Origin of the sequence: Microbulbifer sp. SH-1, assembly GCF_011326135.1 — a bacterium.
GTDB lineage: Bacteria > Pseudomonadota > Gammaproteobacteria > Pseudomonadales > Cellvibrionaceae > Microbulbifer > Microbulbifer harenosus.
This window is the reverse complement of record NZ_CP046948.1, coordinates 1,564,714-1,578,537: the sequence shown is the minus strand read 5'-3', so window position 1 is coordinate 1,578,537 and position 13,824 is coordinate 1,564,714. Positions and strand designations below refer to the sequence as shown.

Sequence of the window (13,824 nt, the reverse complement as noted above, 5' to 3'; positions counted from 1 at the left end):
GTTCTGCAGTACCATCGTCCCAAAGCCAATCCCAATAACAACCAAGGCGAGGGTAAACCATGCGTACGGCACAACAATGGTTCAGCGAGTACGGCGAGAGCCATCAGAATCCTACCAATAAGGCCATCCACTGGGTGGCAGTCCCTTTGATCTACCTGACCGTTATCGGACTCTTCTGGTCTATCCCGCAGCCTCAGTGGATGGCGCAGTTGCCCTGGTTGAATTGGGCGGTGGTGGCGCTGGTGCCGGCGATTCTCTTCTACCTGGCGATGTCCCTGCCGCTGGCTCTGGGAATGGCGGTGCTTTCTGGGTTGTGTCTGTGGGTCTGCAGTGCGCTGCAGGCGGCGGGGCAGAGTGTGTTGTGGTGGTCCGTGGGAGTTTTCGCGGTGATGTGGGTGTTCCAGTTTGTAGGGCATCACATTGAGGGTAAAAAGCCTTCGTTCTTCAAGGATTTTCAGTTTCTGCTGATCGGCCCCGCCTGGGTGATAGGCTTTTTGTACCGCAAGCTGGGCATTAACTACTGACCAGGGGTTACTGATTTGCCGATATCCCGGGGCTACCGGGATATCGTTTGTCTGTTTTCACCACTACAAACCGCGTTATGAACTGGTCAGTCGCCGAAGTCTGCAGGACTAGGCGCGTCTCTCAGACCCGGTCGATAATATCATCGTGCCCGGCGCGCGCAGCGCAGTGGGCGCAGCAGTAGAACTTTCCTCCGGCCTCGGTGCCGTGCCCCAGAATCCGGGTGTTGCACTGATCGCAACGGGGAGCCAGTGCCTGAATTGCACATTCAAAGCTATCGAAAGTGTGGGATTCATTGCCGATGGTAATCTCCATCGTCTTGTCGTACTGGTTGCCACAGGTCTCGCACTGATTCATTCATCACCTCCATCGAAGTCCGGGGCGCCGTGCCACCGGACTGTTGTCGCTCGTGTTACTTGCGGAAGCCGCTCACTAAAGCGTAGATGATTTATGGACATTTGGCGGATAGTTCTACACTCAAGGGGAATACCGTTAACTGGAGGTAGATTCCATGGGAGAACGTGAAGAGAAAACGGCCTATCGGAAAAAGATGGATGCGCGATTAAAGGAGTGGACCGCGGAGATCAATAAGCTGGAGGCGAAGGCCGAAGAGGCTGGTGCCGATGCGGAAATCAAATATCGCGACCAGCTCAGTGAATTGCGGTCCAAACGCGATGCGCTGCAGGAAAAAGTGAACCATATGCAGGAGCAGAGTGGTGAGGTTTGGGAGGAGGTCAAGGCTGGGGTCGAAAGCGCCTGGGGTGACCTGAAAAACTCTATCGACCGGGCCCGCAACCGCATGCGTTGATCGCGCTCGCTCAGTCGGAAATTGTCAGCAGGATGGGCTGGCCTCGCTTTGCCCATCCTGTGTGTCGGTGTGGGTTACGTCAGATTTCACTCGCGGTACGTCCAGCCGTGTGCAATTCACCGCGGCAGGACAATGCCGCTCACCGGTTGTAGTGCACCGGAACTTCCAGCGTTTCTTTAACCTGCTCCATCACCACATAGCTGGTGCACTCCTGCACCTCCGGAAGAGTGAGCAGCGTTTCGCCGTAGAACTTGCGGTACGCGCTCATATCCGCCACCCGCGCCTTGATCAGGTAATCGAAATTTCCCGACACCAGGTAGCACTCCTGAACTTCCGGTAGTGCGGATACGGCGTTTCGGAACGCTTCGAAAGCGTCCTGCGCTGAGCGGTTCAGGCTGATCTGCACGAACACTACCAGGGCGGCATCAAGGAATTCCGGGTTGATCAGCGCGGCGTAGCCCTGGATCACACCGTCGGATTCCATGCGCTTCACCCGCTCCACACAAGGTGTGGGAGTGAGCCCGACCTGGCGGGCCAGTTCGGCGTAGCTCGTGCGTCCGTTTTTTTGCAGGACACGCAGGATATTGCGGTCAATGGTGCTGAGTTCGTTGGCGCGCCGCTTCATATTTTCCTCAATCTGCCGGGTTGACATGGCCCGAGGTGGAAGTTGGGTTCTGTTTGGCGAAAAAACGTACTTTGCGCCATTGTGCCAGTGGAATCAACTGGCTGTGGTTAAAAATGTGCTGAAATCCACTTATTTGGAGTGGTTATACTGGGTAAATCGAACAAAGAAGGGGCGCACCTGATTGCGCTCACGTGAAGTTAGCAGAGTACCCAGGAGAAACATCATGTTGATCGGTGTCCCGAAAGAGATCAAAAACCACGAGTACCGTATTGGTCTGACCCCGGCCAGCGTCCGTGAGCTGGTAGGCCATGGCCACGAGGTGATCGTGCAGAAAGATGGCGGTTCTGCCATTGGCTTTACCGATGAAATGTACGAGCAGGCGGGTGCGAAAATCATCGACACGCCGGAAGAAATTTTTGCTTCCGCCGATATGATCGTGAAGGTAAAAGAGCCCCAGCCCCACGAGTGCGAAATGCTGCGCCCGGGCCAGCTGCTGTACACATACCTGCACCTGGCACCCGATCCCAAGCAGACCGAGCTGCTGGTGAAATCCGGTGCGACCTGCATCGCTTATGAAACCGTAACCGACCGTTTTGGCGGCCTGCCACTGCTGGCGCCGATGTCTGAAGTGGCCGGTCGTATGTCCGTACAGTGCGGCGCGCATCACCTGGAAAAAGCCCAGGGTGGCCTCGGTGTACTGCTGGGTGGTGTCCCTGGTGTTGCACCGGCCAAAGTGCTGATTATCGGCGGCGGTGTCGTCGGTACCAACGCAGCCAAAATGGCGCTGGGCATGGGCGCGGATGTGACTATTCTGGATCGCTCGCTGCCGCGTCTGCGTCAGCTGGACGATATTTTTGGTGGCGCGGTGCGCACTGAGTACTCCACCAACGACGCGATCGAGAAGCATGCGCTGGAAGCGGACCTGGTGATTGGTGCGGTACTGATCCCCGGTGCGGCTGCACCGAAACTGCTGACCCGCGACCACATCAGCCGCATGAAGAAAGGTGCGGTGGTGGTGGACGTGGCTATTGACCAGGGCGGTTGTTTCGAAACCTCCAAGGCCACGACTCACCAAGAGCCGACCTATGTTGTGGACGGCGTGGTGCACTACTGCGTGGCCAACATGCCCGGCGGTGTCGCCCGCACCTCTACCATGGCACTGAACAATGCAACCCTGCCGTTCGCGGTTGCGCTCGCCAACAAGGGCGCCAAGCAGGCACTGCTGGACGACGCCAACCTGCTGGAAGGCCTGAACGTGCACGCCGGTATGGTGACTTACAAAGCCGTAGCCGATGTGCTGGGTTATGAATTCGTGGACCCGAAACTGGCACTGCAGAAATCTGCGGTAACCTCTGATCAGGCTGCCTGATGGCGAAAGATATTACGCAGTTAACCTCACGGGTGACTACAAAAGGTTCTCTTCTGGGGCGTCCCCACGCCCCGCTCTGTGAGACCCGGCAGTGTTTATGACTGCCTTTGCAGCCGCGCTTTTTAGCGCGGCTTTTTTCGTTATGGCGGCATCGCGCTATGTGGCGGGAAAAAGGCGGCTCAGCAGAACCGGGAGTGCGGTTTCCACCCGCAGGATTCTCGGTCCCAGATGCACTGGCAGGAATCCCACCTCCTGCAGTTTTTCCACTTCATAAGGAATAAACCCGCCCTCGGGCCCCACTGCCAGCGTGGTCTGCTGCCGAATATCCACCGGGCAGGGTGTGTCAGTTACCGGGTGGGCGACCAGTCTGACGGAGTCTGTGGCGATTGCTGGCAGTTCGTCTTCCACAAATGGCTTGAAGCGCTTGCGCAGTTCAAGCTGCGGCATGGTGGTATCCACCGCCTGCTCTAAACCCAGCAGACACTGCTCGCGCAGTTGGTCCTCCGCGAGCCAGGGGCTCTGCCAATAGGATTTCTCTACTCGATAGCTATTGATCAGGTACAGTTTTTTTACGCCGAGGGCAGTGGCGTGCTGGATGGTGCGCTTCAGCATTTTCGGGCGCGGCAGTGCCAGTATCAGGGTGAGAGGAAGCGGGGGAGGCGGTGCGCGGTGCAGAGCGATCTCGAGGGTGATTCCCTGTTCATCGCGCCGCAAGACTTTACCTTCACCTATCTCTCCATTCAGCAGCCCGACTTTCAAAGCATCGCCGACTTCTGCGCGATGTACTTCCAGGACATGCTGCAGGCGTCGGCCGCGGATTGTAGCAACTGGAATAGGCTCGGAAGCAGGGGATTGAAAATCCCCGGGTTCCAGAATGATCAGGTTCACGGCGGTCAGCGCCTGGCGCAGGCAACGGCACCCTTGCCGATACCTTCATAGGCACGCACACGCACGTCGCTTCCGGGGTGGGCGGCGGCAAGCTCTTCGGCAATATACTGGGCCAGCTGTTCCACGGTGGTATCGCACTCCAGCAGCTCGCAGCAGTGCGTTGGAATGCTCAGCGTAAAATCTCCCTGGCGCGCGCGGTACGCGAAGTGCAGGGTGTTTTCATCCTGTTTGATCAGGTCTTCCCGGGTACCCAGGTAAATATCTTTCCAGCGCCGGGCCCACATGGCTTCAAGTGCGCTGCTGCGCTCGCCGTCCAGGTCAATGCGGATGCGCGAGCGGTGGCCGTGGGCAATGCGCTGGCAATTGCCATCGTGTTTCTTCAGGCCGTGGCTGTAATGGTAATAAGGCGTGTCGATAATTTCGGCGGAAAAGTTCAGGCTCAGCTGGTCGACACTGGTAGGAAAAATGCCATCCAGTTGCTGCACACTCCAGGTTGCAGTGGATTCCGGGGTAATGCTCTCCGCAGCTACCAGCGCAAAGGCCTGGGAGGGGCCGCTTACGCGAATAGTTTCGCCGCTATCGAGCTCCCAGATCAGTTCGATCTGTTGGCCCTTTTCTGTGAGTGTCAGATTGCGCGCATGGATGGGGACCAGCAAGCGGTGGTCCAGTTCGCTGTCGAGCCAGTTGCGCAGCGTTTTTTTGACGATGCCAAAATCACACACCATACCCTGGTGATCCAGCGCGCCATCCAGGGCGGCATTGGCTAGCCAGGTCTCGCCCACGATGCCGCGGCTGTGGTGAAGATAGCTGAAGTCCACGTTGGTAAGGCTGTCGACAAACAGGTGCATATTGATTCCGGCTGGCAATGACATCTTGGCCCGGTTCTGGGCGGAGCACAGTATAGCGATTTGAAAGCCTGAATTGACCTTGTTGCTGGCATTTTGCTCTTCGGGCGTCAGGAATCTGGATTTGGGGGTGGCACCTGGCGCGTTGAGTCTCTATAATCGCGCCCTCTTCGAGTGCAGCAGTATCGCTCTGTGTACTCAAGCGTGATGGCGGCCCTTCCGGTCTCCTCGCAATGATCAGCTGTGAACCCCGCCAGGCCCGGAAGGGAGCAACGGTAGCAGTGACATCATGTGCCGGGGGTGTGCTGGTTGGGCTGCCTCCAATCCCTGCTTTTCTCGCTATCTCATCCTTTTTCCCGCAATCCCTTGTTGTTACCCGGTTTGTTCACGTTCTGTGCGTATCCATTACCGCACTGAATTTGCACGCGACTTGTCTGCGCAAAATATTTCTCCAAATCACCGGTCATAAGGGGAATATTGTGCCGATGTACCGGGGCGCGCTGCGGTATCGTCTCGTGGGCTCGGAAGTATGTGCTATAAATCGCGACAGTAATTCAAATTTCCTCCCCGGTTCCGGGGCTGGCTCAGCAGATAATTCGAAAAATCGACCAGAGGATGCCGATGAAAAAGCTCGCGTTGGTAGTCGCCGTGGCCGCTTTGGCCGCAGCAGGATGTGATAAGGGGAATGATGAATCCGAAGCCCAGCAGGGCCCGGTATCAGCGTCCACTGAAAACGTTGCATACGCAGCAGACAGTACTGCAGCCGGGACCGTGGCCCGCGCGGAGAACGCCGCGGATTCGCTCGACGCGGAAGACGCCAAAGCATTTTTGCAAAGTGCGCAGGAGCGGCTGGAAAAAATGGCCGAGGAAGTAAGCCATGCCAGCTGGCTTGCGTCCACCTATATCAATGTGGATTCCCAGTACACCGAAGCGCTTGCGGTGGAGCGCTACACGTCGCTGGCGGTGGAGCTGGCCCAGGAAGCGGCCAAATTCGACGATGTCGAACTGGACCCTGAAACCCGCCGAATGCTCACTATGCTGAAGCAGGGGCTGGTCTTCCCCGCGCCGAACGACCCCAAATTGACTGCGGAACTGGCCCAGATCGGTTCAAAAATGCAGGGTATGTACGGCGCCGGTAAATACTGTCCGGAAGCCAGCAATGGCGAAGAGGGCAAGTGCTATACCCTGACGGAAATGGGCCAGTTGATGGCCAACAGCCGCGACCCGAAACTGCTCAAGGATCTCTGGGTTGGCTGGCGCAAGGTGGCGCCGCCGATGAAGCCGCTGTATGAGCGTCAGGTGGAAATCGGCAACGCCGGTGCCAGGGAGTTGGGGTACGACAACCTGAGTGTCATGTGGCGCTCAAAATACGACATGGAACCGGATGCCTTCGCCGCGGACATGGACGCCCAATGGAACAAGGTCAAGCCGCTGTACGAAGCCCTGCACTGCCATGTGCGCGCCAAGCTGAACGAGCGCTACGGCGACGAGGTGGTCCCGCCAAATGGCAAGATCCCGGCACATCTGCTTGGCAATATGTGGGCTCAGGAGTGGGGCAATATCTACGACATCGTCAAAGATGACGACATGGAGGCACCCTACGATCTCACCCAGCTGGTGGTGGACTCCGGCATGAGTGAGCAGGACATGGTGAAGGTCGGTGAAAAATTCTTCACCTCCCTCGGTTTCAAACCGCTGCCGGAGACCTTCTGGGAGCGCTCCCAGTTTGTACAGCCACGAGATCGTGATGTGGTGTGCCACGCCAGCGCCTGGAACCTCGACGGCAAAGACGACCTCCGTATCAAGATGTGCATCAACAAGACCGGGGAAGACCTGATCACCGTGCACCACGAGCTCGGGCATAACTTCTACCAGCGCATCTACAATCAACAGCCATTCCTGTACAAGGAAGGGGCCAACGATGGATTCCACGAGGCGGTGGGTGACACGATCGCGTTGTCCATTACGCCGAAGTACCTGAAAGAAATTGGCCTGATGGATGAAATTCCGGGCGAGGACAAAGATATCGGTTACCTGATGCAGCAGGCGCTGGACAAGATCGCGTTCCTGCCGTTTGGTCTACTGGTGGACAAGTGGCGCTGGCAGGTATTCAACGGTGAAGTGAAGCCGGGCGATTACAACAAGGCGTGGTGGAAACTGCGGGAAGACTACCAGGGCATTCAGGCGCCGGTTGCGCGCAGCGAAGCCAATTTCGACCCGGGTGCCAAATACCATATTCCCGGCAATACACCCTACGCCCGCTATTTCCTCGCGCGCATCCAACAGTTCCAGTTCCACCGCGCGCTGTGTGAAGCCGCCGGTGAAACCGGGCCGCTGCACCGCTGCTCCATTTTCAAAAATGAAGCGGCCGGTAAAAAGCTGCGCGACATGCTCGCTATGGGTGCCAGCAAACCCTGGCCGGATGCGATGGAAGCGCTCACCGGTCAGCGTGAACTCGACGCCTCTGCCATCGTGGATTATTTCCAGCCGCTGATGGTGTACCTGCAGGAGCAGAACGAGGGGCGCGATTGCGGCTGGTGATTGGGTGAAACTATTGACTGAATATTCACAGTCAATAGCGGGCGGGGTTTGAATACGGAGTTTTGACCTTAGTATTTTGTCTGACCTTAAGTACTGACCGGGAGGAAGGGCGTTGTCCCTTCTGTCCCGGAAGTCAAGTCAGGTGTAGGCAGTGTATTGCTGTCATCATCTGAGGAATCCGGAGACGCCAGCTGAGCCTGCGAGGTTGACGCCTCCGATTAAAGGATTGAACCCGAGCCAAAAAGAGGTTGCTGATGAGCAATATAGATATCGGAATTGGTGCCAAAGACCGCGAGAAAATCGCCCAGGGATTGAAAGGCCTGCTGGCGGATACCTACACCCTGTATCTGCAGACGCACAACTTTCACTGGAACGTAACCGGTCGACTGTTTCGTGAGCTGCATTTAATGTTTGAGGAGCAGTACACCGAACTGGCCGTCGCGGTTGATGATATCGCCGAGCGTATTCGCACGCTGGATGTGGTGGCGCCGGGTACTTACAAGGCGTTCGCCGAACTCAGCTCCATCAAGGAGGTAGACGGCGTGCCAGCGGCCGAAGACATGGTGCGCATATTGACCCAGGGGCACGAGCAGGTAGTAAAAACCTGCCGCGATGTGCTGAAGGCGGCACAGGCCGGGGACGACGAGTCCACCATTGCGCTGGTGTCTGATCGCATGCGGGTCCACGAGAAAACCGCCTGGATGTTGCGGGCCACCGCGCACTGAGTCGTCAAGCGCTTCCCTATTCAACAAAGCCGGCCTGACCGCCGGCTTTGTTGTTTCCGGCACCCGCTGGTCCATCCGTTTTTATTCCTTCCCACGTTTCTCGTCGTTTCTCCTGCCATTCCCGGGGCTAGTCACAAGCTTGGCTGAATTTTTCTCTTGCGCTTCAGTACTGTGTGGTGCACAGTATTTACTGTGTGACACACAGTATGGGTTGAACAAATGACGGAAGTGCCGGAGAAGCTCGACAGGCTGGTGATGGAGGTTCGCCGCGGCGCGCTCACCCTCGCAGTACTGCTGGCATTGCGCGAGCCGCACTATGGCTACTCGTTGCGGAAAAAGCTGGCCGCACGCGGGTTGGAGATAGACGAGGGCACGCTGTATCCACTGCTGCGCCGGCTGGAAGAGCAGGGCCTGTTGGGCAGCCACTGGCAGCAGGAGGAGGGGCGCAAGCGGCGGTTTTACCAGATCGCTAGTGGTGGCGAAATTGCACTTGCTGCGATGCGCCGCGAGTGGCTGGATCTCAGCAAGGTCATCGACCAGCTGGCGGCGGAATATTGATCGCGAAAACGATTAGGGAGTCGAAGGAAATGGCAAATCAGACAGATTGGTTGCAGCGCTACGTGGACAATGTCCGCACCTATTTGCCGGCGCGCCTGCGGGAGGATGTGGGGAATGAACTTTATTCAGACCTGCAGGATCAGCGGGATGAGCTCGAAGAGTCGCTCGGCCGCATGCCTACCGAGTCCGAAATTCTCAAGTTGCTGAAGCAGAGAGGGCATCCTATGGCCGTGGCTGCGGCGTACCAGCCGCGCCGAACGCTGGTGAGCGAACCGCTGTTTCCCCTGTATCTGCAGGTGCTCAAATGGACACTGTTGGTGCTAGCGGTTCTCGGCGCCGTTGGCACGGTAGGGTCCCTGTATGGGGACGAGCATCCGAAGCTGGTGTCTGCCGCCATTGGGTGGTTTGCCGGCCTGTACGAGAGTGGTATTCACGCCTTCGCCTGGGTGACGCTGGTATTTTACCTGGCTGGAGAGGGGCTCAGCTATCGCAGGGTTTTCGCTAACTGGAATCCCCGCACTCTGCCAAATGTCGTAGACAGTGGTCGGCGTATCAAGCGTTTTGACTCTGCGCTGGAGTTTGTGGTGACGTTGCTGGCGATGGCGTGGTTGAACGATATGTGGCTGTTACCCGGCACCGGTGGGAACTCGTCGCTCTCACTGTCGGTGGAATTTACTACCTTGTTGCCGTGGCTCAATTTCGCCCTTGGCGCCAGTGTATTGATGTCGCTCTATAAACTCTTTTTCCCGTTCTGGACACGCCGGCGATTGCTCACCGACGCCGCCCTGAATAGTAACTGGCTGGTGATGCTGGCGTTGCTGCTCGGCCTGAATGCGCCATTTTCACTCGAGTGGCACAGCGGCGAGTTCTGGCAGCCGAGCCAGGGTGGTTGGCAGGTCGCGATAGGTGTCGTTATCGCCATCACGGCGTGGGATTTGTTTGAGAACATTCGCGGATTGCTGCATGCATACTCAGGGAGAGATGCCGAGAAGCATGTTTGAGAATGCCTGTGCCGGCGCGGACAGTGCGCCGGCCTCGCGCACGAGAATCCCCACCGGTTGCGTCACCACCGGGTCTGCCAATGGTTTGCAGCTCAGTCCATAAGCGCGCATCTGCGTTTCACACAGACTTGGCACCGCACTCACGCCCAACCCCGTCTGCACGAGTCTGCCGATAGTGCTCAGCTGGTTAGCTTCGCACAGCAGGCGGGGCTGTATTCCCTGATCCCGGCTTTGTGCAAACGCCGCGTCTGTCCAGCGGCGCACCGCCGATCCTCTGTTCATGGCGATAAATGGCTCGCGCGCGAGGTCCTGCCAGCGCAACGCTTTCCTGCGCTGCAGTGGATGTCCCGCTGGCAGCACCGCCACAAAGCGGTCATCGCCAAAGGGGGTGAAGCGCAGATTGCCCAGATCCTCCGGGCGGAAGCTGATCCCCAGTTCCGCGCGTCCCTCCTGCACCGCGTTCACCACCCGCTCCATCACGATGTCTTCCAGCACGATATTGATGTCCGGGTACCGCTGGTGAAACTCCCGCAACAGCTCGGGCAATTGATTCAATGCAAACGCCGGAATGGCCGCGATGGACAACTGCCCCTGTTGCAGACGGAAGCGCTGCTGCACCGCGTCCAGGGTGTTGTCCCAGTTGTGCAGCAGTTGCTGGGCCCGCTCCAAAAATGCCACGCCTTCCGGCGTCAGCGCGAGCTGGCGGCCATCGCGATTGAACAGGGCGCCGCCAAGGGAATCTTCCAGTGCGCGGATGGCTACGGAAATGGCCGGTTGGGAGACATGCAATTGCGCGCTGGCCTCAGCGAGGTTGCGGGTTCTGGCTACCGCCACAAAGGCGCGCAGCTGTTTAACGGTTGTGTTCACCGGTTTCTCCCGCGCAGAAATTATTTAAGCAAAATTTAACATTTGTTAATAAGTTTAAATTAGTTTTAAGTGTCAGACCAGGGCATGATTGTGCCTATGGCGAGAGCGCGAATAATGGTCAACCATTGATTTACCCGATCCGCAGACGTTACCGGCCGGCGATGGAGCCCCAGAGCAAGCATTAACGCAGCAAAACAGCCAGAACACAGAACAAGAGAGAGTCAGCCGAGATGAGCAATCCTGTGCAACCACTTTGGCAACCCACCCAAGCGGCCATCGCCGCCACTCAGATGGACCAGTTTCGCCGCCAGATCAACGAGCTGCACCAGCAGTCGCTGCCGGATTATCACGCGCTGTATCAGTGGTCCGTCGACCACCGCGAGCAATTCTGGAGCCACCTTTGGGAGTTCGGTGAGGTTATAGCCAGTGCGCGGGGCAATAAAATTCTTGGCAAAGACAGTATGCCCGGCGCCGAGTGGTTTCCCGAGGCGCAGCTGAACTTCGCCGAAAACCTGCTGCGTTTTCGCGATGACAAGCCTGCACTGGTTGAACGGCTGGAAAACGGCAGACGCCGCACATTGAGCTATCAGCAGCTGTATGAACAGGTGGAGCGGTTGGCCGCAGCGCTGGCAGATGCGGGCGTAGGCGAGGGCGACCGGGTGGCGGGTTTTATGCCGAACATCATCGACACCGTGGTGGCCATGCTCGCTGTCTCCAGTCTTGGCGCTATCTGGACCTCCTGCTCCCCGGATTTCGGCATTAATGGCGTGTTGGACCGCTTCGGCCAGGTCGAACCGAAAATCCTGTTTGCCTGCGAAGGTTATTTCTACAACGGCAAGGTCATCGACTCGCTGCCGCGCCTCGCGCAGATTGTCGAGCAGATCGACTCCATTCAGCAGTTGGTGGTGGTGCCGGTGGCCCGTTCTTCGGAGCAGACCGCAGTGGATATTGCCGGCCTGGATCGCGCCACGACCCTTGATACCTTCGTTGAAAAGGCGCCCGCGCGCCCGCTCACATTTGCACAGACCGCCTTCAATCATCCGCTCTACATCATGTACTCCTCCGGTACCACCGGCGTACCCAAGTGCATCGTTCACGGGGTGGGCGGTACCTTGCTGCAGCACATCAAAGAGCATCGCCTGCACACGGACATTTCCCGTGACGACACCTTGTTCTACTTCACCACCTGTGGCTGGATGATGTGGAACTGGCTGGTAAGTGGCCTCGCTTGCGGCGCCACCCTGGTGCTGTACGACGGCTCACCGTTTTACCCGGCGGCCCAATGCCTGTGGGATATGGCGGATGAGGAAGGCATCAGTGTATTTGGCACCAGCGCCAAATACCTCGCCGCACTGGAAAAGGCCGGCTGCAAGCCGCGGGAGAGCCACAGGCTGGAGCGTCTGCGCGCGGTGCTCTCCACCGGGTCGCCGCTTGCTCACGAGGGCTTCCGCTACGTATACCGGGACATCAAGTCCGATGTATGTCTGAGTTCCATTTCCGGCGGTACCGACATCATTTCCTGTTTTGCGCTCGGCAATCCCACTCTGCCGGTGTATCCGGGCGAGTTGCAGTGCCGCGGTCTCGGAATGGCGGTGCAGGTGTGGAGCGACGACGGCAAACCGGTGCTGGAAGAAAAGGGCGAGTTGGTGTGCGCCACTTCCTTTCCCTGTATGCCCATCGGTTTCTGGAATGATGCCGACGGCAGCAAATATCACGATGCCTATTTCGACAGCTGGCCCGGCGTTTGGGCTCACGGCGACTACGCGGAAATCACTGAGCACGGCGGTGTGATCATTTACGGCCGTTCCGATGCGGTGTTGAATCCCGGTGGGGTGCGTATCGGTACTGCGGAAATCTACCGCCAGGTGGAGAAGGTGGAAGAAGTGCTGGACAGCATCTGCATCGGCCAGGACTGGCGCGACGATGTGCGCGTGGTGCTGTTTGTGGTGTTGCGCGAAGGGCTGACGCTGGATGACGAGCTGATTCAGAAAATCCGCACGACCATCCGCGCCAACACCACGCCGCGCCACGTGCCCGCCAAAGTGATTCAGGTGGCGGATATTCCCCGCACCATTAGCGGCAAGATCGTGGAACTTGCGGTACGCAACGTGGTGCACGGCAAACCGGTGAAAAACCAGGAAGCGCTGGCCAATCCAGAAGCGTTGAAACTGTTTGAGAACCTGCCGGCGCTGTCGGAGGGATAATCCCCGCCAGCGCCGACGGAAGAGCGGGCCGATGCGCGCTCAGTTGGTTTTCCGGGCCAGCTCTTCATTCATCTTGGTCAGCGCCATACGGGTGATAAACACGCCCATGACGCACACAAAGGCAATTATCCCGAGACTCAGCAGGCCGGAAAAACTGGTAAATAGGTCGATCATAGCGTCCATGATTGCCTCCTTTTAGTGTGCAACCGCTTGTGTTTGACGGACTCCAGTGTAAAGTGGCGCCCGCTGGCGGTCTTGAGCGAGATCAAGCCTGTGCTGGAATCGCGGTTGGCGGCGCATTTTTCGGCGGAGTGGAATACCTGTTCCGCCATATGTCGCCGCATTGGCGGCATTGTCCCCCGTCTTCTGCGCTATGCCGCGCCAGCTAAACTGCGCTACCCTGTAAGCCAACCCCGTAAACTAATAACGTCACGGAAGATAAGCATGATTACTTACCTGTATTGGGCTGCCGTTATCGCTCTGATTGTATTGAGCCTGTTCATCGGCGGCCGTCTTGGCAGTCTCGGCAAAGGCGCGATCGTCGCTGCCATCATCTTTCTGACGGCGTGGCTCGCTTATTATTTCCACTTTGAACAGGTGTTCGTGAAACGCTTTGGCGGCGTGATGTACATTAGTGTGCCCGATGGGCAGCGACATCTGGGTTCCACCTGGAAAGACGACAATCTCTGGGTGGAGAACTTTGATCCGCGCACCAACGAGTGCATCTTCAGCGAATACTCCAAGGGTAATCTGCTGGAGGGCCGGGTCGTCATCAAGAACTGCAATCCGCTGATGGAGCGCACTGGCACACAGGTGGTGCCGGGGCGCTGAGTCTGCTGGTAAACAGCTGGTAGATAGGAGAGATAGCCCG

At 57.8% G+C, this 13,824-nt stretch carries 15 protein-coding genes and 1 other RNA gene; 10 read left to right on the top strand and 6 right to left on the bottom strand.

The genetic code is table 11. From position 1 onward, the window contains the following. Positions 1-59 precede the first annotated feature (59 nt). Complete coding sequence (locus GNX18_RS06925; protein ID WP_166216467.1) at positions 60-524, top strand: DUF962 domain-containing protein; 465 nt, start codon at positions 60-62, stop codon at positions 522-524. A 121-nt stretch (positions 525-645) separates the two neighbouring features. On the opposite strand, the gene GNX18_RS06920 is transcribed toward GNX18_RS06925, so the two are convergent. After that, the gene (locus tag GNX18_RS06920) at positions 646-879 is read right to left on the bottom strand and encodes a hypothetical protein (RefSeq protein WP_166216464.1); all 234 of its coding nucleotides are present in this window, start codon (positions 877-879) and stop codon (positions 646-648) included. A gap of 154 nt (positions 880-1,033) precedes the next feature. On the opposite strand from GNX18_RS06920, the gene GNX18_RS06915 reads away from it, so the two are divergent. Beyond that, complete coding sequence (locus tag GNX18_RS06915) at positions 1,034-1,330, top strand: coiled coil domain-containing protein (protein WP_138234871.1); 297 nt, start codon at positions 1,034-1,036, stop codon at positions 1,328-1,330. A 139-nt stretch (positions 1,331-1,469) separates the two neighbouring features. On the opposite strand, the gene GNX18_RS06910 is transcribed toward GNX18_RS06915, so the two are convergent. Beyond that, positions 1,470-1,955, bottom strand: coding sequence for an Lrp/AsnC ligand binding domain-containing protein (locus GNX18_RS06910; protein ID WP_205828081.1), 486 nt, complete (start codon positions 1,953-1,955; stop codon positions 1,470-1,472). Positions 1,956-2,178: 223 nt separating this feature from the next. Here GNX18_RS06910 and ald point away from each other — a divergent pair, with 223 nt between their 5' ends. Next, positions 2,179-3,324 carry an alanine dehydrogenase gene (gene ald, locus GNX18_RS06905; RefSeq protein WP_138234870.1) on the top strand — a complete coding sequence of 382 codons (1,146 nt, stop codon included), beginning with the start codon at positions 2,179-2,181 and terminating at the stop codon, positions 3,322-3,324. A gap of 156 nt (positions 3,325-3,480) precedes the next feature. Here the strand turns inward: ald and GNX18_RS06900 are convergent, their stop codons facing one another. Next, a complete protein-coding gene (locus GNX18_RS06900; RefSeq protein ID WP_166216462.1) occupies positions 3,481-4,212 on the bottom strand; it encodes a 16S rRNA (uracil(1498)-N(3))-methyltransferase in 732 nt (243 codons plus the stop codon). Positions 4,213-4,217: 5 nt separating this feature from the next. Then, entirely contained in the window at positions 4,218-5,060 is an 843-nt protein-coding gene (locus GNX18_RS06895; RefSeq protein ID WP_166220435.1) for a 6-carboxytetrahydropterin synthase, read from the bottom strand. Between the two features lie 214 nt (positions 5,061-5,274). Here GNX18_RS06895 and ffs point away from each other — a divergent pair. The 5 genes from ffs (at position 5,275) to GNX18_RS06870 (ending at position 9,882) form a co-directional block, all read left to right on the top strand. Beyond that, an RNA gene (gene ffs, locus GNX18_RS06890) (signal recognition particle sRNA small type) lies at positions 5,275-5,371 on the top strand. Between the two features lie 307 nt (positions 5,372-5,678). Next, positions 5,679-7,598 (top strand): M2 family metallopeptidase, encoded by a 1,920-nt coding sequence (locus tag GNX18_RS06885; protein WP_166216459.1) that lies wholly within the window; start codon positions 5,679-5,681, stop codon positions 7,596-7,598. Between the two features lie 254 nt (positions 7,599-7,852). Further along, positions 7,853-8,323, top strand: coding sequence for a Dps family protein (locus GNX18_RS06880; RefSeq protein ID WP_166216457.1), 471 nt, complete (start codon positions 7,853-7,855; stop codon positions 8,321-8,323). A gap of 219 nt (positions 8,324-8,542) precedes the next feature. Then, on the top strand, positions 8,543-8,881 hold the full coding sequence (locus tag GNX18_RS06875; protein WP_138234866.1) for a PadR family transcriptional regulator: 339 nt from the start codon (positions 8,543-8,545) through the stop codon (positions 8,879-8,881). A gap of 29 nt (positions 8,882-8,910) precedes the next feature. Next, the gene (locus GNX18_RS06870) at positions 8,911-9,882 is read left to right on the top strand and encodes a hypothetical protein (protein ID WP_166216454.1); all 972 of its coding nucleotides are present in this window, start codon (positions 8,911-8,913) and stop codon (positions 9,880-9,882) included. On the opposite strand, the gene GNX18_RS06865 is transcribed toward GNX18_RS06870, so the two are convergent. Beyond that, the gene (locus tag GNX18_RS06865) at positions 9,853-10,749 is read right to left on the bottom strand and encodes a LysR family transcriptional regulator (RefSeq protein WP_166216452.1); all 897 of its coding nucleotides are present in this window, start codon (positions 10,747-10,749) and stop codon (positions 9,853-9,855) included. The two genes, GNX18_RS06870 and GNX18_RS06865, sit on opposite strands and share 30 nt — an antisense overlap. Before the next feature lie 230 nt (positions 10,750-10,979). Between GNX18_RS06865 and GNX18_RS06860 the strand changes: the two genes are divergently transcribed. Next, entirely contained in the window at positions 10,980-12,953 is a 1,974-nt protein-coding gene (locus tag GNX18_RS06860; protein WP_166216449.1) for an acetoacetate--CoA ligase, read from the top strand. 39 nt (positions 12,954-12,992) lie between these two features. Here GNX18_RS06860 and GNX18_RS06855 read toward each other — a convergent pair whose 3' ends face one another. Beyond that, entirely contained in the window at positions 12,993-13,136 is a 144-nt protein-coding gene (locus tag GNX18_RS06855) for a DUF3149 domain-containing protein (RefSeq protein ID WP_171018906.1), read from the bottom strand. A gap of 261 nt (positions 13,137-13,397) precedes the next feature. Here GNX18_RS06855 and GNX18_RS06850 point away from each other — a divergent pair, with 261 nt between their 5' ends. Further along, on the top strand, positions 13,398-13,784 hold the full coding sequence (locus tag GNX18_RS06850) for a hypothetical protein (RefSeq protein WP_138234862.1): 387 nt from the start codon (positions 13,398-13,400) through the stop codon (positions 13,782-13,784). Positions 13,785-13,824: the final 40 nt, after the last annotated feature.